20 protein-coding genes are annotated in these 17,975 nt (G+C 56.0%); 7 read left to right on the top strand and 13 right to left on the bottom strand.

The window, feature by feature from the left end; genetic code table 11:
• Window positions 1–56 precede the first annotated feature (56 nt).
• On the top strand, window positions 57–386 hold the full coding sequence (locus tag FKP33_RS13310; protein ID WP_127604893.1) for an SPW repeat domain-containing protein: 330 nt from the start codon (window positions 57–59) through the stop codon (window positions 384–386).
• A gap of 69 nt (window positions 387–455) precedes the next feature.
• Here FKP33_RS13310 and FKP33_RS13305 read toward each other — a convergent pair whose 3' ends face one another.
• From FKP33_RS13305 to FKP33_RS13295, 3 genes are all read right to left on the bottom strand, one after another.
• Window positions 456–845, bottom strand: coding sequence for a hypothetical protein (locus FKP33_RS13305; protein ID WP_141335423.1), 390 nt, complete (start codon window positions 843–845; stop codon window positions 456–458).
• Between the two features lie 481 nt (window positions 846–1,326).
• Window positions 1,327–1,689 carry an iron-sulfur cluster insertion protein ErpA gene (erpA, locus tag FKP33_RS13300; protein WP_141335421.1) on the bottom strand — a complete coding sequence of 121 codons (363 nt, stop codon included), beginning with the start codon at window positions 1,687–1,689 and terminating at the stop codon, window positions 1,327–1,329.
• 33 nt (window positions 1,690–1,722) lie between these two features.
• Window positions 1,723–1,968 carry an aspartyl-phosphate phosphatase Spo0E family protein gene (locus FKP33_RS13295; protein ID WP_230876077.1) on the bottom strand — a complete coding sequence of 82 codons (246 nt, stop codon included), beginning with the start codon at window positions 1,966–1,968 and terminating at the stop codon, window positions 1,723–1,725.
• Between the two features lie 380 nt (window positions 1,969–2,348).
• Between FKP33_RS13295 and mqnE the strand changes: the two genes are divergently transcribed.
• Together mqnE and FKP33_RS13285 are read left to right on the top strand one after the other, a co-directional pair.
• On the top strand, window positions 2,349–3,422 hold the full coding sequence (mqnE, locus tag FKP33_RS13290) for an aminofutalosine synthase MqnE (protein WP_373423885.1): 1,074 nt from the start codon (window positions 2,349–2,351) through the stop codon (window positions 3,420–3,422).
• A gap of 30 nt (window positions 3,423–3,452) precedes the next feature.
• The gene (locus FKP33_RS13285) at window positions 3,453–4,517 is read left to right on the top strand and encodes an NAD(P)/FAD-dependent oxidoreductase (protein ID WP_127604897.1); all 1,065 of its coding nucleotides are present in this window, start codon (window positions 3,453–3,455) and stop codon (window positions 4,515–4,517) included.
• Between the two features lie 2 nt (window positions 4,518–4,519).
• Here the strand turns inward: FKP33_RS13285 and FKP33_RS13280 are convergent, their stop codons facing one another.
• Window positions 4,520–4,774 (bottom strand): YuzB family protein, encoded by a 255-nt coding sequence (locus FKP33_RS13280; protein ID WP_054797780.1) that lies wholly within the window; start codon window positions 4,772–4,774, stop codon window positions 4,520–4,522.
• 78 nt (window positions 4,775–4,852) lie between these two features.
• Between FKP33_RS13280 and FKP33_RS13275 the strand changes: the two genes are divergently transcribed.
• Window positions 4,853–5,101 (top strand): NifU family protein, encoded by a 249-nt coding sequence (locus tag FKP33_RS13275; RefSeq protein ID WP_127604899.1) that lies wholly within the window; start codon window positions 4,853–4,855, stop codon window positions 5,099–5,101.
• A gap of 57 nt (window positions 5,102–5,158) precedes the next feature.
• Here the strand turns inward: FKP33_RS13275 and FKP33_RS13270 are convergent, their stop codons facing one another.
• The 5 genes from FKP33_RS13270 to FKP33_RS13250 form a co-directional block, all read right to left on the bottom strand.
• Window positions 5,159–5,977 carry an SDR family oxidoreductase gene (locus FKP33_RS13270; RefSeq protein ID WP_054799176.1) on the bottom strand — a complete coding sequence of 273 codons (819 nt, stop codon included), beginning with the start codon at window positions 5,975–5,977 and terminating at the stop codon, window positions 5,159–5,161.
• Window positions 5,978–6,036: 59 nt separating this feature from the next.
• Entirely contained in the window at window positions 6,037–6,801 is a 765-nt protein-coding gene (locus FKP33_RS13265; RefSeq protein ID WP_127604901.1) for a Cthe_2314 family HEPN domain-containing protein, read from the bottom strand.
• Window positions 6,802–6,957: 156 nt separating this feature from the next.
• On the bottom strand, window positions 6,958–8,718 hold the full coding sequence (locus FKP33_RS13260) for a UbiD family decarboxylase (RefSeq protein ID WP_127604903.1): 1,761 nt from the start codon (window positions 8,716–8,718) through the stop codon (window positions 6,958–6,960).
• A gap of 51 nt (window positions 8,719–8,769) precedes the next feature.
• Entirely contained in the window at window positions 8,770–9,696 is a 927-nt protein-coding gene (locus tag FKP33_RS13255) for a COX15/CtaA family protein (protein ID WP_230876078.1), read from the bottom strand.
• A 192-nt stretch (window positions 9,697–9,888) separates the two neighbouring features.
• The gene (locus FKP33_RS13250; protein WP_054798606.1) at window positions 9,889–10,233 is read right to left on the bottom strand and encodes a thioredoxin family protein; all 345 of its coding nucleotides are present in this window, start codon (window positions 10,231–10,233) and stop codon (window positions 9,889–9,891) included.
• 203 nt (window positions 10,234–10,436) lie between these two features.
• Between FKP33_RS13250 and FKP33_RS13245 the strand changes: the two genes are divergently transcribed.
• Entirely contained in the window at window positions 10,437–11,282 is an 846-nt protein-coding gene (locus FKP33_RS13245) for an SPFH domain-containing protein (protein WP_127604907.1), read from the top strand.
• A gap of 15 nt (window positions 11,283–11,297) precedes the next feature.
• Window positions 11,298–11,516, top strand: a complete 219-nt coding sequence (locus FKP33_RS13240) for a type II toxin-antitoxin system antitoxin (RefSeq protein ID WP_127604909.1) — start codon at window positions 11,298–11,300, stop codon at window positions 11,514–11,516.
• Window positions 11,517–11,628: 112 nt separating this feature from the next.
• Here FKP33_RS13240 and FKP33_RS13235 read toward each other — a convergent pair whose 3' ends face one another.
• Window positions 11,629–13,227 (bottom strand): copper amine oxidase N-terminal domain-containing protein, encoded by a 1,599-nt coding sequence (locus tag FKP33_RS13235; protein ID WP_127604911.1) that lies wholly within the window; start codon window positions 13,225–13,227, stop codon window positions 11,629–11,631.
• Between the two features lie 135 nt (window positions 13,228–13,362).
• On the opposite strand from FKP33_RS13235, the gene FKP33_RS13230 reads away from it, so the two are divergent.
• On the top strand, window positions 13,363–14,649 hold the full coding sequence (locus FKP33_RS13230; protein ID WP_127604913.1) for a DUF2515 family protein: 1,287 nt from the start codon (window positions 13,363–13,365) through the stop codon (window positions 14,647–14,649).
• A 152-nt stretch (window positions 14,650–14,801) separates the two neighbouring features.
• Here the strand turns inward: FKP33_RS13230 and FKP33_RS13225 are convergent, their stop codons facing one another.
• The 3 genes from FKP33_RS13225 to FKP33_RS13215 all read right to left on the bottom strand — a co-directional run bounded on the left by FKP33_RS13225 (window position 14,802) and on the right by FKP33_RS13215 (window position 17,951).
• On the bottom strand, window positions 14,802–16,517 hold the full coding sequence (locus tag FKP33_RS13225; RefSeq protein WP_141335419.1) for a putative polysaccharide biosynthesis protein: 1,716 nt from the start codon (window positions 16,515–16,517) through the stop codon (window positions 14,802–14,804).
• A gap of 135 nt (window positions 16,518–16,652) precedes the next feature.
• Window positions 16,653–17,141: a DUF456 domain-containing protein gene (locus FKP33_RS13220; protein ID WP_127604917.1), complete on the bottom strand. Its 489-nt coding sequence runs from the start codon at window positions 17,139–17,141 to the stop codon at window positions 16,653–16,655.
• Window positions 17,142–17,192: 51 nt separating this feature from the next.
• Entirely contained in the window at window positions 17,193–17,951 is a 759-nt protein-coding gene (locus tag FKP33_RS13215; RefSeq protein ID WP_054796360.1) for a Cof-type HAD-IIB family hydrolase, read from the bottom strand.
• Window positions 17,952–17,975 lie beyond the last annotated feature (24 nt).

Here is a 17,975-nt window from a genome sequence, read left to right as displayed (position 1 = left end):
GTAATAAGAGCTAGCTTTCCAGCCGGCTCTTATTACGGATCGGGGTGGTGAACGCGATGGCCTTTCGCAACGGATTCACGGCGATGATCGGCGTCCTCTGGCTCACAGCACCTTGGTGGGCAAGCTTTACCGATACGTCCGGCGCCGTCCTTGCCGGCGTGCTGTTCGGGCTGCTTCAAGCGGTTTCCTCGCTGCTCGCCCGCGGCAGAACCGGTTGGTCTTCATGGCCGAATTGGATCAGCTTGCTGTGCGGCGTTTGGTTTATTTTGTATCCGTTCCTGTATCATTTCGACTGGATGCTGACCCTGCTGTACGTTGTTCTCGGTTATTTGACCGTACTGCTCAATTACACGAATATGAATACCGACCCTCCGCAAGCGAAATGAGCTGACGCGGGCGTTAAGAAACCTTTCGGGACTTTTACCGAAAGGCTTCTTTTTTATGAACCACGAATGTCAATCGTATAGTTCAATAAAATCGCTATGCCGATATAAGCTGCCAGGTTCAAAAGGTACGCCATTGTTTCCGATCACAAGCCAAACTTCAACTCCAGTGCCTGCTCCCTCAGGATCCTTTACATCCCCTTCCACAACAACTCTAAGGTTGTCAGATGCATGGAACCCGTAGACCAGATGAGTTGTACCACTATGCGGACTCAGCAAGACCTCTTCTTTGTAAAGAACCTCCCCTTCGGTTTCCATGTACGGGAAATATCGATTAACCGTAGCACAAACTCTCATCGCATGATCTTCCAGGTTTCTTAGATTAATAACAAGACTATCGATAGGCAGTCCACTAGCCGTAATCCGGGGAACAACAAACGGTTTCGTAGTGATCTTCGACATACTATCACCTCCTGAATATGAGAGAATACTATATTATATTTAATTATTAGATAGTGGTATCGGCGAATCGATAGAATACGAATGTACAAGCACCGAAATTGGATTGGTTTTTTTAAGTTTACGTAAGGCTAATGTTCATGGTAAAATCGGAAATCTGTGCGGTAAATGGAAGTAACCTTCCCTGTTGTGGATGACGTGGATAAGTGGCTTGATAACGCGCCGAATCTGCTTATCCACATGTGGATAATTCCGTTTAGCCACCGTAGTTATTCACCTTCTTCGTTATCTACCGCAGCGTTAATCGCCAAAATAAAAAAACTCCCAACGTTATTTCCGAAGAAATCATATTGAGAGAATCTGGAGCGTGGTCATAACGAAAAACCTCCTGACGTATGTTCCGTAGAACTAACGTCAGGAGGTGTGCAATCCGCAACCCGTAATCAACTATTGATCAGAATCAGAACCCGCACCGCTCCCGCGATTAATCCTCGCAAGGCTGTGCCAGTACCGCATCTTCCTCTTTCGTACGGAAGCTGGAGCCGCACCCGCACGTCGCTACCGCGTTCGGGTTGTGGATGGTGAAGCCGCCGCCCATGCCGGCATCCTGGAAGTCGATCTCGACACCGTACAAATACTTGGAGCTTTCTGCGTCGACAACCACCTTCAATCCGTGGATGTCCATCACTTTATCGTCTTCCTTCTGGTTATCGTCAAAGCCCATTCCATAGGAAAATCCGCTGCAGCCTCCGGATTTTACGCCAATGCGAAGGAACAAGTTGGACGACTCCTCCGCCGCGAGCATTTCTTTAATTTTATCGCTAGCTGTTTCGCTGATTGTAATCATATGAATTCAGCCTCCCTTACGATTAAATCGGTTCTAACATAAAGTATACTCTTTTGAAGCCGACACCTCAAGGGATTTTGTTCCCTGCCCGCCGCTTCTTCTTATTTTATCAATTTCGTAATAACGTAACAACAGCACGTCCAATTGTTGGCTGCACAGATGAACCTCGGGATGCATCAAACCGAGCTCACTGCCCAATTGAACCATCCGTTCGCGAACGCTCTCGATTTCCCGGGAAAGCGCCAGGTACTGCTCTTGTGAAACAGAAATCAGCATCATCGCACCGTCCCCTCTTAGAAAAATCGTTTTAGTAAGAAATCCGACAATGCTAAAGTATACTAGATTTGGCGGCTAATTGAAATACCAAATTTTAGGTTTTTCCACTTTACTGAAATAAAATTTTATGGTAATCGTGTCATTTACTCCCATGGAAATAATCAACCTTGGTTTGCTGAAACATTTTTGTCGAAACCATGTATTGCCCAGCCCGAACAGGAGGTTTATAATAGGGTGTATTGTTCAACCTTATTTGTGTTATAAGGATATCTTATATATGATGTGTGATCAGCATGCGCCCTTGAGCCTACGGCCAAGGGCGCCTATCCAGTTTACGGAGGTGGATTCGATTGAAATCCGCAATCAGCAACCCCGAATTGCGCATGGCCGAAATTGCTGAGAAAGTAGAGCACGGCGAGCGCCTGACGTTAGAGGACGGCGTGTTCCTCTACGAATCCGACGATTTGTTAACGATCGGACAATTGGCGGGCAAAGTGAACCTGCGCAAGAACGGCAAGAAAGTGTATTTTGTCGATAACATGAGTCTCTATTTTACGAACGTATGCGAAGAGCACTGTGCATTCTGTCATTTTCGGAGAGACGAAGGCCAGCCGGGCGCCTATACGTTAACGCCTGAAGAAATGTTCGCCTATATCGACAAGCATTACCATCCCGGCATGCGCGAGTTTCACATTACGGGCGGGCATAACCCGAACGTACCTTTCCAATACTATGTAGACTGCATCCGGGGTCTCAAGCAGCGTTACCCGGACGTCACGATCAAAGCGCATACGGCGGCGGAAATCGAGTTTTTCTCCCGTCTAAGCGGATTAAGCTATAAAGAGGTGCTGCAAACGCTGATCGACGCCGGGCTGGGCACGATGCCGGGCGGCGGAGCGGAAATTTTGTCCGAACGCTACCGCAAGAAGATGCACCTCGTCGACAAGGCTTCTACCGATCAGTGGCTCGAAGTGCACCGGACTGCGCATAAGCTCGGGTTGAAAACGCACGCGACGATGCTGTTCGGTTCCATCGAAACGTTCGAGGAACGCATCCGCCACTTGATGTATTTACGCGAGCTTCAGGACGAAACGGGCGGGTTCATGGTATTCATCCCTAACTCCGTGCAGCCGGCCAACGTCGATGCGGGTTTGAAACGCCGCGTCTCCGCTTACGATAACTTGCGAACGATCGCCATCAGCCGTTTGATGCTGGACAACATTCAGCATGTGAAAGCTTATTTTATCAATCTCGGCACACAGCTGACGCAAATCGCCTTCGCCTTCGGGGCGTCCGATGCGCACGGCACGATTATTCAAGAACGGATCAGCCATTCGGCGGGAGCCACTTCCCCTGAAGGATTGACCCGGGACGAGCTGGTTTACTTGATCCAAGGAGCGGGACGAATTGCGGTTGAACGCGACACGTTCTACAACGAGATCAAGGTTTACGAATAAAATGCATGTGAGAAAGGGTTTGCCGTTGTTATGAAAAAACTTGTCATTTTAGGCGGAGGATACGGCGGTTTGACCGTAGCCAAAACATTGCTCGAGGGGGATTTGCCGTCTGATACGGTCATGATCCTGATCGACCGCATGCCGTATCAAGGGTTGAAAACCGAATACTACGCGCTTGCGGCGGGAACCGTGTCCGATAAAGACATACGCGTCCAGTTTCCGGTCGATCCGCGGCTGATTTTGAAGTACGGGGAAGTGACGTCCGTCGATCCGGAGTCGAAGCTCGTGCACTTCGAGAACGACGATCCGCTCTCGTACGACTGGCTTGTCATCGCGCTCGGCTGCGTCGATAAGTACCACAACATTACCGGCGCGAAAGAGTTCTCGAACAGCATCCAGACGTTGTCCGCCACCCGAAAAACGTATCAAGGCGCCAACGACACTGCCCCCTACGGTCAAGTTACGATCGTCGGAGGCGGCCTCAGCGGCGTGGAGATGGCGGCCGAGCTCCGGGAAAGCAGGCCCGATCTGAATATCCGCATTCTGGACCGCGGCGCAAGCGTCCTGTCTCCGTTCCCGCAGAAGGTGCAGCGCTACGTAAGCGAGTGGATGCTGGAGCATGACATCGAGCTGCGCTCGCACGTCTCGCTCTCCCGTCTGGAGGGCGGCCTCTTGTATAACGGCGATGAGATCATCCAAACGGACATCACCATATGGACGGCGGGCATTCAACCGAGCCCGATTGTGCAACAGTTAGATCTGCCTAAAGATGCGCAAGGACGGCTAATCATTAACGAATACCATCAACTGCCCGACTATCAAGAGATTTACATCGTCGGCGATTGTGCGTCGCTCCCCTTCTCCCCGAGCGGTCAGGCCGCCGAAGCCCAAGGCGAGCAGGTTGCCGAAGTATTACAAGCGGTATGGAAAAACGAAACTCCCCGGCTCGGTAAAATCAAGCTCAAGGGAGTTCTCGGGTCGCTCGGCAAGAAGGCCGGCTTCGGTATGATGGGCAAACGCACCGTCATGCTCGGCATGATGCCGCGGGCGATTAAAAGCGGCGTGCTCTGGATGTCCAAGCGCCATTTCGGATAGTTTTATTCCCCTAAGAGATCGAACATCGCTTCGATCTCTTTTATTTTCGCTTGAATCGCTTCGTCTAATCCTTCGGCCGTCTCGGCTGCGACGATCTCGCCGTTCACCAGGGCGAACGGGAACAAGTAACACTCGCCGCAATTCCCCAGACAGCCATACTCGATCACGTCGTACTCGGGGTTGCTTTCCAGCGCCTTCATCAGCTTATCTGTGCCGTGATGCATATTGTTTGTGCAAAATTCTATGATCGGTCTCATGGACGCTTCCCCACCTTATAGCCATTTTAATTTTCAAACGATTGTAATATAATAAAGGATAGAAGGGAGATGATGCAAATGAGTGAGAGTACGCAGCAAAGCACTATGTATGACGAAGTGCTTGAAGTTTTAGATAAACTTCGTCCATTCCTGCAGCGCGACGGCGGTGACGTGGAACTCGTAGACGTGGAAGATGGCATCGTTAAGCTAAGATTGATGGGTGCATGCGGAAGCTGCCCGAGCTCGACGATTACGTTGAAAGCCGGCATCGAGCGCGCGCTGCTTGAAGAAGTGGAAGGCGTGCAAGAGGTTATACAGGTGTTCTAATTGCACTTGCCAAGCAAGAAAGGGTCGACCCTCCGGGGGTCGGCCCTTTCTTGCCTTTCAGGCGTTCGTACCCGCCTCTGCGCTCGCTTTCGTCTTCGCGCCGCTGCCGACGATCGCTCGTATCGGATCAAGCCCCCCGGAGACGTCGATAATGTTGCCGGTTAAGAAGTCCGACCGTTCCTCGCACAAGAAGGCGATTACGCGGGCGATGTCTTCTCCGGTTCCCGGACGCCCCCTAGGCGATTCGTCGTCATGCAGATGCTCCACTTCGTCGATCGTCCGCTCCTTGTTCGCGCCGCGAATATCCCCCGGGCATATCATATTGACCGTAATGCCGCTGGCCGCTTCTTCGACGGCGATCGTCTTCGTGAACGAGACGAGGCCTACCTTGGCAGCGGCGTATACGGCTCGGTGCGGCCAGCCTCGCGCCTCCGAGGCGTGACCGAAGCCGAAGTGGATGATGCGCCCCCATTGACGCTGCCGCATCATCGGCAGAACCAGATGGTCCAGATGCATGACGCCGAGCAAATTCCCCTGCATCAATCCTTCGATCTCCGATGCGTCGTAATCCCGAAACAAGCGGCGCTCGCGAATGAACGGACCGGCGTTGTTGATCAGAATGTCAATTTTGCCGAAGCGGTTGACGGCTTCCGAGACAAGACGTTCCCGGTCCGCAGGCTTTGCTACGTCCCCTTGAACGGCGTAACCTTCTACGCCCAGGCTGCGAATTCGCGCGCACAGCTCCTCGGCTTCCTGCGCACTGTTGACGTAGTTGACGAGCAGGTCGACGCCTTGCTCAGCAAGCAGAAGCGCGGTCATCTTGCCAAGTCCCTTGGCGCTTCCGGTAATGAGTGCGGTTTTCCGCATAGGCTGCATGCTCCGTTCCTCCCCGCTTCCAGTTCTTCCTCAAGTATAGTGGATGGCGGGATGCGATTTCAACGCCCGGCGCGCCGTCCGCCCGCTCTGGAAGTAGGCGCAGACTTTGGCGCTGCAGTCGCGGCCGGATGCCTGGCAATGTAACGGAATGCGGTCGTTACGGCTTTCATGGCCATTTCGCAGCCTTCGCGCAGATCGTCAAGATTGGCTTTGATCTCTTCCGTCTCGGGACGCAGCCGTTCTCCGCGTCTGCTCTCCTCCGCTTTCATCAAATCGTCGAGCAGATCGGCGTTAATCGTATGAATCTCCATGTTGCGCTTGTTGCGCAGACGGTCGACCGGTTCTTTATACTTTATCTTTAGCTCATACAACTGCTGCTCCAAATCCGTGTGCAGCCCGTTCTGATGCATATTGCGGAGTACGGTAAAATAGGAAAAACGGGATTTGACGCGCTCGGTCTGCAGTACAAATCGTTCGTTCAGAAAATGTCCGAGTTTATCGAGAATGGCAAACAGGCGGATCAGCGCGTTGCGGTAATAGTACAGATGACGATGGTACTCGTCCGTCTCCCCGGGCTGCATCTGATCGACGTAATCCGAATTGACCCGGCTTCCGTACAGAATCGCGGCATACTCGCTCTGCTCCAGCTCGTCCAGCGCACGCAGGAAGTTTTCGCTCCAGATGACGAAGCGCCGCTCATGCGGTGTCTGCCGGTCACCGGGGATGCGCGAGAGGACTTGCAAATAGTTGCGTATGGCTTGATTGGCTTCCAGCAGAAGCCCTTCGTCCTTGCGCGGCGGTTCGCCGAATAAAGCTCTCAACATGGTTTTATCTCCATCATCGCGTAAGATATAACTATTATTATACCCCATGATTAGGCTGAAAACCATCGAACGGGCTTGATGGAACGGATTAAAGCAGCGAGCCGAATTGAAAAACGACGAGGCCGGGATCTCTCCCGGCCTCGTCGTTGATTTGGCTTAAGCAAAATATTCGTTCCACCGCGAGTCAACCAATTCAACGATATCTTCGCGCGGGAACAGCTCGTCCGGATAGCCCGGCTTCATCCGGGCGTCGATGACGATCGGCACCCGGTACCCGATATGGTGCCGTCTCAGCTCGGCGTCGGCATACATATCCGCCGCCGGATTGAACCGGGTAAACACCGTCCACAGGAACGGCGTTTGCCCGGAGGCGATCGCCGTGTCGTCGACGAGCACGACGAGCGGCCAATCGCGCAGCTGCTCGCCGGCGTCGCGAACGAGGCGGGCGGCCAGCTCGGGGTCGTCCGCGAACGAAGCGCCGGCGACGACTAAACAGCCGCGGCAGTATGGAACCGCGCTGTGAATGCCCGGCAGCTGCCCGCTTTCGTAGACGGCGGGCAGCTTGCGCTTCGGCTCGCCGACGCCGAGCAGCACCGCTTTGCTGCCGTGATTGAGCCGGTCGCCGGTATAATCAAGCGTATCGTGCGCCGTGTGATTGAAGATGAACAGATCCGTGGCCGGATCGAATCGTTCCAGCACCGTTTCCAGCAGCTGCGGGAAGTTGCTTAGATCGACGTGCTGATTGGTCACGATCAGGAACTTGGTCAGCGTCAGCTGGCCTTCCCCGAAGATGCGGAACGCCGTCGCCAGCGCCTCGCGGCTGTAGCTTTCGCGCACGATGGCGGCAGCCAGCGGATGCACGCCGGTTTCCGCGTACGCCCACAGTTCCTTCACGCCGGGCATCGCCATCGGGAACGCCGGCGCCAGCAGGCGCTGCAAATATTCGCCGAGGTAATAGTCTTCCTGCCGCGGCTTGCCGACGATCGTAGCCGGGTAGATGGCGTCCTTGCGGTGCCATACATGGCTCACATCGAAGACCGGGAAATCGTGCACAAGCGAGTAATAGCCGAAGTGATCGCCGAACGGACCTTCCGGCCGGCGCACATGCGGCGCCACCTTGCCGACGATGGCGAACTCGGCCTCAGCGATCAGCCGGTGTCCGCCCCGCGGATTGTCCACAAGCGGCAGCTTCTGGCCGAGCATCAGCGAAGTGAGCAGCAGCTCCGGCAGATGCTCGGGCACGGGCGCGATCGCCGAGGCGATCAAGGCCGGCGGGCCGCCCAGGAACACCGTAACCGGCAGCGGTTCGTTACGCAGCTCGGCTTCATGGTAATGGAAGCCTCCGCCTTTATGGATTTGCCAATGCATGCCCGTCGTCTGCGGATCGTACACCTGCATCCGGTACATGCCGAGGTTATGGTGCTTCGTAACCGGATGCTCCGTGTATACAAGCGGCAGCGTTACGAACGGACCGCCGTCCTCCTGCCATGACGTCAGAACCGGCAAGCCGGCAAGAGGCGCTTCGGTGCGGCAATGCTGCAGGATCGGCGCAGCCTCCCGGCCGACGCCTTTGGTGCCGATTTTGAGCAAATCGAGAATAAGCTGACGCTGCTCCCACAGCGCCTTCGGCGTCGGCGGCAGCAGCGTATCCATCGCGCCGACAATTTGCTTCATCAACTGCTCCGGACGCGGACCGAACGCGAGATCAACGCGGCGGCTCGTCCCGAACAAGTTTGTAACGACGGGAAAGGAGGCTCCTTTTACATGCGTGAACAGCAGGGCGGGCCCTTCCTCTTCAATGACGCGGCGGTGAATTTCCGCGAGCTCCAGATTCGGGTCGACCGGTGCCGAAATCACCTTTAGTTGATTCTCTTGGCGAAGCGCCTCCAAAAAAGCGCGCAGGTTGGAAAATCGCATGCGTGTGCCTTGCTCCCTTCACTTTCTAAGTATGTAGATGAAGAAGAAGGCTTACGGCAGCCTTGGAGCTGCGTAAGCCTGAACGTTGTGCTCCTCCGTATGGAGGGAAGTAATGCCGAAGTAACAGAGGATTCCGAATAAACAGGAGATCAGCACGGCATGCAGCAAGCTGGCCAGCAAGTAAATTTCGTACCCGATCGACAGCGTGACGAACGCGCCGCTTGCAATTTGCAGCGTGACGAAGATCAGCGACAGCTTGGCCGCTTGGTAAACGCTGCTGTCCGGCTGTGCTTGAGAACGGACGAACAGGAACAGCGCCAAGATGACGAGACCGAGCACCGCCGCCGCCACCCGGTGAGCAAATACGATGCCCGTCGATCCGGTAAATTCCGGGATCACCTGACCGTTGCAGAGCGGCCAGCCGATACAACCGCCGACCGACTCCGTATGGCGGACGAATGCGCCCAAATAAACGACCACATAGCTGTAAATCAGCACGAACCAGACCGACATCCGGACGCCCCGGCTTAGACGCGTACCGTCTCCGCGGTGCATCGCTTCGCCGTATTTGGTAAAGACCAAATACAAGAGCAGCGTAAACGCGAAAGACATCAGCGAAAATCCGAAATGCAGCGCGAGCACGGCCGACGATTGCGGCCACAAGACGGCAAGCGCTCCAAGAACCGCCTGCAGCAGCGTGAAGAACATCGCGCCGCCGACATACCACTTGGCGTCCTTGCGCTTGCTGTATAAAAACACAAGAATCGTTGTCGCGAGCAAAATGATCCCGACGACGCCGACAACAAACCGGTGACTGTATTCAATAAAAGATTCGATTGTATAGGCCGGAACGAATTTGCCGTTGCATAACGGCCAATCGTCTCCGCAGCCTCGCCCGGATTCCGTCTTGGTCACTAACGCGCCCATGACCAGAATCAAGAACATGCCGAGCATACTGGCCAATGATAAAGCCTTCATTCTTCGCTCCATCTTCATCCGCTTTCACCCGCTTCTTGTTCGTTATTTCTCGACATAATCGGACACCGACGAACGTTTCATTAACATTATAACGATAATCAGGGGGCAATTCCACGCGGAATTGTTACAAAGCGATGAAAGAAGAAAAGCCCAGGCGGAAGCGATCCGTCCCGGGCATTCTCCATCCGTCGGTTAGGGAGCGAGCGTATTCGCAACTTCAACCGCGCGATCCAGAAACTGTTCGATTTCTTCCCGCGTTTTGCGCAGCTTGCTCACAAAGCGGATCAGCTCCTGGCCGTTCCTGAAAGCGATAAAGCTCGGAATGCCTAAAATATTCAGCTCGCTGCACAAGTCCGGCATCTCATCGCGGTCCACGTGGATAAATTGCAGCCGGTCGGCGTAAGCTTCTTCAACTTCCGGCATGAATGGTTCGATGAAATGGCAGTCCTTGCACCATGTGGCTTTAAAAACGGCAACGGTCGGTTTGGAACCGCCGATGATTTCTTGAAATCGCTGTTCAGTCGTCACTTTCTCCATAGGAAACACCGCCTATTCTTAATATCAGAAATGGAACTTACCCCACTTATAGCATTCGACAAGGCGTCTGTCAATGAGCCGGGGTGCCTTTCTGGACGAGAAAAGAGTATCCATTATTTAGGAATTTACATTAATTCCTAAAAGTGATATCATTACAGTATCAAAACAATATTTAAATGAATGACGAAAAGGAGTGTTTGTTCATGCAGGAAAAAAAACCTTGGGTGATTAACGGATTCGTCGGTTTGCTTGGGCTCGTTGCCGTCGATGTGATCGGCACGCTGCTGCTCATCGATAAAGAATGGCCGGCTCTCGCCATTGTGCTTGCTCTGTTCTCCATCGCGCTGCTTTCGTCCTTGACGATCGTCCAGCCGAATCAAGCGATGGTCGTCACCTTCTTCGGCAGCTACTCCGGTACGATTCGCCGAAGCGGCATCTGGATGACCATCCCGTTCTCCGTTCGGAAGAAAGTGTCCTTGCGGGTTCGCAACTTCAACAGCGCCAAGCTGAAAGTCAACGATATCGAAGGCAACCCGATCGAAATCGCCGCCGTCGTCGTCTTCCGCGTCGTCGATTCGGCGAAAGCGTCATTCGACGTCGACAATTATGAGCAGTTCGTGGAAATTCAAAGCGAGACGGCGCTCCGTCACGTGGCTAACAAATATCCGTACGACACGTTCGAAGACGGCGGCTACTCGCTGCGGGGCAATTCCGACGAAGTCGCTGCGGAACTGGCCCGCGAGCTGCAGGAACGGCTGTCCGTTGCCGGCGTGGAAGTGATGGAGGCGCGTCTGACGCATCTGGCGTACTCTACCGAAATCGCCAGCGCGATGCTGCAGCGCCAGCAAGCGGCCGCTATTATCGCCGCCCGCTCGAAGATTGTGGAAGGCGCGGTCGGCATGGTGCAGCTCGCTATCTCCCAGCTTCAGCGAGAGGGCGTCATCGAGCTCGACGAGGAACGCAAAGCCGCGATGATCAACAACCTGCTCGTCGCCATCGTATCCGATCGTTCCGCCAATCCCGTCATCAATACGGGAAGCTTGTACTAGAAGGCGCAGTCCGTTATGGCCGCGAAGAAAAATTTCCCTCTGCGGCTGGATCCGAAGTTATACGAGGTGCTTGAGCGATGGGCCGCGGACGAATTCCGCAGCGTAAACAGCCACATCGAATATTTGCTGCGGGACGCGGCTTCCCGAGCCGGAAGACACCTATCGCCGCGCCCGCCCGCCTCAGCTCCGAAAGAGCCGGCCTCCAGCGCAGACGACAACCCGACAACCGAATAAAGCGCTTGCCCCCGCGCATGCGGCAAAGCCCCCGAACGATCCTTGGCGGACAACGTTCGGGGGCTTATGCATGTTGGTCCCCATATTGGGAAAATGTAACGGGTAAAGCTCGTTATTCGCGGACGATGCCGACCGTTTGCGTTTCTTGCGTCCAGCCAACCTTAGCGTTCATGCTCTCCGCAACGAAACGCACCGGAATGTACGTTGAGCCGTCGACGATAACTGCGGCTTTCTCCAGCGTTTGCAACTGTCCGTTCACGCTTGCCTGCGTGCTGTTGATCGTCAGAACGGTTACGTTGCCGCTAAGCGGGTCAGTGATCGTGACTTGCTGCTTGGCCGCATCCCATTCGACGTCGGCGTCGAGCTGCTCGGCGACGAAGCGCGCCGGAACCATCACGGTCCCTTGATCGTTGAACGGCGTCAGGCCTGGAATGATGCTGTCTTCGGAAGAGACGGTCAGATTTACTTCTTTCTTCGTGATGTTCAGTTCGTCCTTCAACAGCTTGTAGAGGTCCGACTTCGGATCGAGCGAGGCGACGAGCTTGCTCGAGGTCAGGCGTCCGGATTTGTTCATCCACTCCACGACTCCGCCGGTTGTATCGATAGGATCGATCGTCACCGGTTTGTTGACGTTCCATACTTCGCCGCTGGAGGTCACTTTAATCGACTTGAGTCCATGCTTGGCCGAATCCGGCAGCGTGAGCAGCAATACGCTTGTCGACTTGCGGGTTACGTTCTCCGCGTCTACATACAGATCCATCGTCAACGATTGGTTGTCGTTCAGCAAGTCCTGTATCGACATGCCGTCTTCGTTCTTAGGCAAGCTGTTCAGCGATTGATCAAAGCTCGCTACGACTTGTTCCAAATTGCTTTTCAGGAACGTATAGATGAATTCGACAGCTAATGTTTTATTCTCCAGGAAAGGCATGATCGAATCGAGCGCGCCTGTGTCGCCTTCGGCGTTCGCACTGCCGGCTTTGACCATTTCCTTCAAGAACGGCGCATATACATCATACAGCGCGGCGATAAATTGCTTAAGGCCTTCCTCATCTTTCAGAACATTGGTCAGGAAACCCTTGATCAGCCCGACCAGCTCGCTGCCCTTCAACTCAACGTGAAGCTTCTGCAGCTGCAGCGCTTCTCCGTTCACGGTTACGTTCGCTGCCTCCGCGGAGATCGTCTTCGGGTTCGGGAAGTTGCTCGTGAAGAACGAGCTGAACTTCGGCATCGCCTCTACGGCCTTCTGACCGAGCTGCTCGATCTGCTTCTGCAGTTCCGGCGTCGTCGGAAGAGCGGAACCTGCGCCTATTGCGGCGCTGTTGCCAATGACGATCGGCTTCTTCGCGCCTTCGATTTGAATCGTATAGATCATGTCGGATAAGACCAGGTGAAACGGAATTTTCACGTTCGCGTAAGCGAGCGAGCCTTTCGCGGAAAGCTCGGTCGGGCTTTGCTGCTTCATCTCGGTAACTTCTACCTTGAAGCCGTTCAACAGCTCGATCGCGCGCTTCTCTTCCGGCGTTATGGATGCGGCGGGATCCGCTGTCAGCTCCAAGGTTACACTTGATGCGCCTTCCGAAGATTTAACGGTAAACAGGTTGGACATGACTTTGCTGACGTCGACCGAGCCTACCGGTTGACAACCGGCCAGTACGATCACAAGGGCGATCAGCATGAGACTTAGTTTGGCGCTCCAATGTTTCTTCTTCATTCTTACCTCCTGAAATATGTAAATAAGTTCGGGGCCGTGCTACATTTTATACGCTTTTTATTTGGAAACGTTGCACTCGCCTGCGAAAATATACAAATTGTAACAATTTCCCATCGACAGGAAAGGAGGAACGGGATGAATCGTGATAAATACCGCTGGAGCGGAACCGATCTGCTGCATAAGCTGGCCGATCTGCCTCATGAGCTTTGGCATTGGTTCAAAGGCAAGGCGCACAGCGTGCAGCACGAGGAGCCGCTGCTCGCGGCCGCCCACCGGATCGAGCTGAACCGGCCTTCGCTCGACGCTTTGAAGCGGCGCTATGCCTGGAAGCTGTCGCTTGCGGGCAAGGACGGGGCCGCCTCGGCCGAGGCCTGGGACGAAGCCGCCGTCAGCCCGTGGGAGCGGCAGCTGACGGCGCGCCTGGCCGCGGAGCGCGATGCGCATAACCGGAACAACTTGACGCGGACGACCGCCTACCTGAGGATGTACCGCGAGCACCCGGAGCTGCACTGGGCATTCCTCGCGCATATGGTGTCGCGCAACGGAGGCTGGAGCATGACCGATCTTCGCGGCGAGTTTCTCCCCTACCTGTTAAGCGAAGATCAGCGGGAGTGGGTGTTCCGATTCCTGGAACGGGCGAACGCGCTTATTTTTCGCGACGCTTATCCGCAGCTGCTGCTATATGAGGCCAGCCTAAGGCATCGCAGGCCGCTGTTTCACCTGCTCCCCGCCTTCGGGGTATCGCGCTTCATGCGCCCGTTGTGGGAGCATTTCTGGGAACGGCGGGAGTCCGCTCTCTTGACGGTCGGACTCATTATCAACGAGCAGCAGCATATCGAGGAGCGGGTCGTGCGCAACGCTTCGTTCCTGCAGCAAGTGGTCGATACGTTCTTCTTCCAGGCACAGTCGCTGCTGCAGCTGAACCAGGTTGTGTTCCCGTACCGGTATGCAGCCGATTGCCGGTTGGCCGGCCTGATCCTGGAAAGCTTCAGCAGCTTGCGGGAGCGTATCGAGGTGGGCAAATCGCTGTACGCGATCTTGTTCGGCATTCCGGCCGTGCACGAGGGGGCCGTGCGCTTTGCCTGCGAGCGGCGGCACACAGGGTCGCGCGCGGATTATTGGCCGCAGCTGTTCGCGTCGGTGCGGCACGGTCCGCCGGTGAAGCGCGGACAGCTGCAGGAGAAGCTGGACGGCCTGCGGCTAAAGCCAGGAGCCGCGCCCCTGTACAGTCCGGGTCTCGCGGAGGCGTGGCCGGACCGGCCGATCGCCCCCACGGAGCCCGGAGACTGGTTCACGGATATCGCCGTGCTCGGTTATTTAAGCAGCATCCCGGCGCCGTTCTCGTTCGAGATGACGCAGGCAAACGGCTTCGGGTTGAAGAAGATCGAGATGACCGTGCTCGCAGGGGACTTGCTTGTTTGAGAAGCGGCGCACAGGCTGGGCACCGTTCGCCCAACACCAATACCCCAATCCTTCACCCTCTTTCGAGCAGGCGTGGATTGGGGTATATGCCGTTCTAGCTAAGCGGTTTTACTCAGGTTTTGCTCAGGTTTTGCTCAGGTTTTACTCAGGCTTTACGAGCCGCCTTGCCGCTTCTTCGACCGGTCTAACCGCGACAGCAGCGGACCCGCCAGCTTGCGCAGCGGACCTGGCGCCTGCTGCAAATCTTGCAGCCTCAGGACGCGCGTCGCAAACAGCAGCAGCGGATAGGCTGCGCCGACGATCGCGCAGATAACGATCGACTGCACCATATCGTTGAGCCGAACCGAGGCGAACGGTGTCACGTAGAGGCGGCACGCTTGATCGAGCAGGATGCCGATGACTGCGATTAGCGCCGTTGAGCCGATCAGCCCGATCCAGCGCTTTCCGCCGAAGATGCGGAAGCTCACGTTCTGGCGAAGCACGCGGACAATGATCGCCGTCATGATGATAAAGCAAAGCGCCGTCGCCGCGATAATGCCGTAGATGCCGAAAAGCGGCGCAAGCGCAAAGCTGACGGCGAGTTTGGCGGCGATGCCGACGATCACCGCGAGCACAAGCGTCCTCATCCGCCCCATGCCCATCAGTACCGCGCCGGACGTCTGCATGACAATTTGGAAGATGGCGGTTACCGTCAGCATGGCAATGACCGGACCGGCATACGTCTCCACGATCTCCGATCCCGTCACATTGCCGAATATGAAGCCGTTCAGCGGGCGGGCGGCAAGCGCGATCAGCAGCACCATCGGCAGGCCGGAGAGCAGCGAAAGCTGCAGCACCTTGGCCGTCTGCTCGGACACCTGCTTCATGTCCTTCTGCGAATAAGCCGCCGAGATGATCGGGACGATCGATTGGCTGAGCGCGACGGCCAGAATGATCGGGATGCCGGCAAGCGACTGGGCCCGCCCGGTTAAGATCCCGAGTATTTCACGGGCCGGCTCCTCCCCGAACCGGTCCTTCAACAGCAGCGTCACGATCGAAGAATCGATCGTATAGATGAGCGTCACCGTCATCGAGAAGATGACGATCGGTACCGACAGCTTGAACAGCTGGCCGTAGATCGCGTGGAACGCAAGCGGCGCTGAGGCCGAGGCGGCCACCGCCGCGTTCGCGCCCGATTCCGCTGCCGCCTGAGCAGCCGGCACAGCGGCCATTCGCTCGCTGCGGTCGCTGCGCTTCAGCCGGAGCGCGTAATACAGCATCACGGCCGCCGCCGCGATACTGCCCATCACGCCGCCGAACGAAGCGCCGGCGACTGCGGCGTCCAGGCTGTGGCCGAGCAGCAAATACGCCAGCGCCACCGAGGTGGCGACGCGGAATATTTGTTCGATAATTTGCGAAATGCCGTTCGGCATCATCATCCGGCGGCCTTGAAAATAACCGCGCATGATGGCAATCAGCGGGAACAGCAGCAGCGCCGGCGCAATCGCGCGAATCGGCAGCGCCGCCTGCGGGTTGACGATGCTTTCCGCGAAGTAAGGCGCGGCGGCATACATCAGTACGGTCATCACGACGCCCGCCGCCAGGGCGAACAGCAAGGCCGCCTTGTAAATCCGGTTGGCCTCCTCGTGGCGTCCGAGCGAGGTGCGCTCGGAGATCATTTTGCTCAGCGCGCTCGGAATACCGGCCGTTGCCACAACGAGCAGCACGGAGTACAAATTGAAGGCGATTCCGTATGCCGCCATGCCGATATCGCCGAGCAGGTAAACGAGCGGAATGCGCTGCACGACGCCGAGCGCCCGCGCCACCAATGCGGCTAACGTTAATATAAGCGTACCTTTGACTAGCGAATCTTTTCCGACTTTAGACACAGGCGTTTCCCTTCTCCCTTATCAACCGAAGAAAAACCGCCCGAACCAAGCTCCGGCGGTCTTCTTCCAAAGTGCCTTATTTCAATAACGGAACGACGGTGAACAACGGCGCTATGGCCCCGGTTCTGGCCGTACTTACGCATAGCGCACGACCCAAACGACGAACAGTGCGATCATCAGCAGCTGAAAGCCGAATTTGACTACCAGGCTGGAGAAAAAGCCGACCAACGCCCCGACTCCGGCACGCAGCGCCTGCTTCCAAGGGGTGCCGACGATCAGCTCGCCGAGGACGGCCCCGAGAAACGGTCCTACAATGAGCCCGACTCCCGGAATGACGAACGGTCCTGCAATCAGGCCGATCGTGCTGCCGATCACAGAGGCGCGGTTGCCGCCGAACTTCTTGACGCCAAGCGCGTTCACGAGATAATCGGCAATCATGAGCACGGCCACGATGGACGTCTGGATCAGCCAGAACCAGAAGCCGAACGGTTCGAAGCCGAGCATAAACCCGTATACGAAGAACGCTCCGTAGATGGCCAGCGCCCCCGGCAGTATCGGGTACACCGCGCCGGCCATGCCGATGACGAACAAGAGGACGATAATCGACCAAGCTGCCAGCACCATGCAGCCTCACTCCTTTCGCTACGCTTTCTTGTAAAGCCCGGCGACGCCCGCTTAAATGCCGGCGTTACCGCCCAATGCATATTCGCGGATGATGCGTGCGACTCCGTGCTCCTCGTTCGTAAGCGTGACGGTGTCGGCGAGCTTCTTCACTTCGTCCTGCGCATTGCCCATAGCGACGCCAAGACCCGCTTCGCGGATCATCGACACGTCGTTCAAGCTGTCGCCCATCGCAATCACCTGCGACATGTCGAAGCCGTAAAGCTCGCACAACCGGCGCAGGCCGCTCGCTTTATTGACGCCCTTCGGGTTCATCTCGATATTGCACGGGTGCGAATTGGTGATCTCGAACAGGTCCCACGATTCCAGCTGCTGCCGGATCGTACCCAGCACCTCGAGATTCTCCGTATAATAGCCGAACTTCAGCCACGTCCGCGCATCGATATCGCCGACCCCGTCCCACGTCTCCTTATTAAACACATCGCCGACGCTGTACGCCCAGTACCAGGGATCGTACTGAATCGCCAGCTGGTGCATGCGGCGCACTTCATCCGCCTGCATCGGGTGCCGCTCGAGCAGCTCGCCCGGCGCCTTCCAGACCTCGCCTCCGTTGACGGTGACGAGCGGAGAGGTCAAGCCGAGCTCCACCGCGTACGGCAGCGCATTCTGGATCCCGCGTCCGGTCGCGAACACCACCTTGATTCCCGCATCTTCGGCCGCGAGTATGGCCGCGCGGGTTTCGGCTGAAATCGTCTTCTCCTCCGTCAGCATGGTGCCGTCCATGTCGAGTGCAATCATCCGGTATCGACTCATTCGTACCTCTCCTTTATCCCAGAT

This window comes from Paenibacillus sp. tmac-D7, from assembly GCF_006519665.1.
GTDB classification, from domain to species: domain Bacteria; phylum Bacillota; class Bacilli; order Paenibacillales; family NBRC-103111; genus Paenibacillus_G; species Paenibacillus_G validus.
This window is presented reverse-complemented; position numbering and strand designations above follow the sequence as displayed.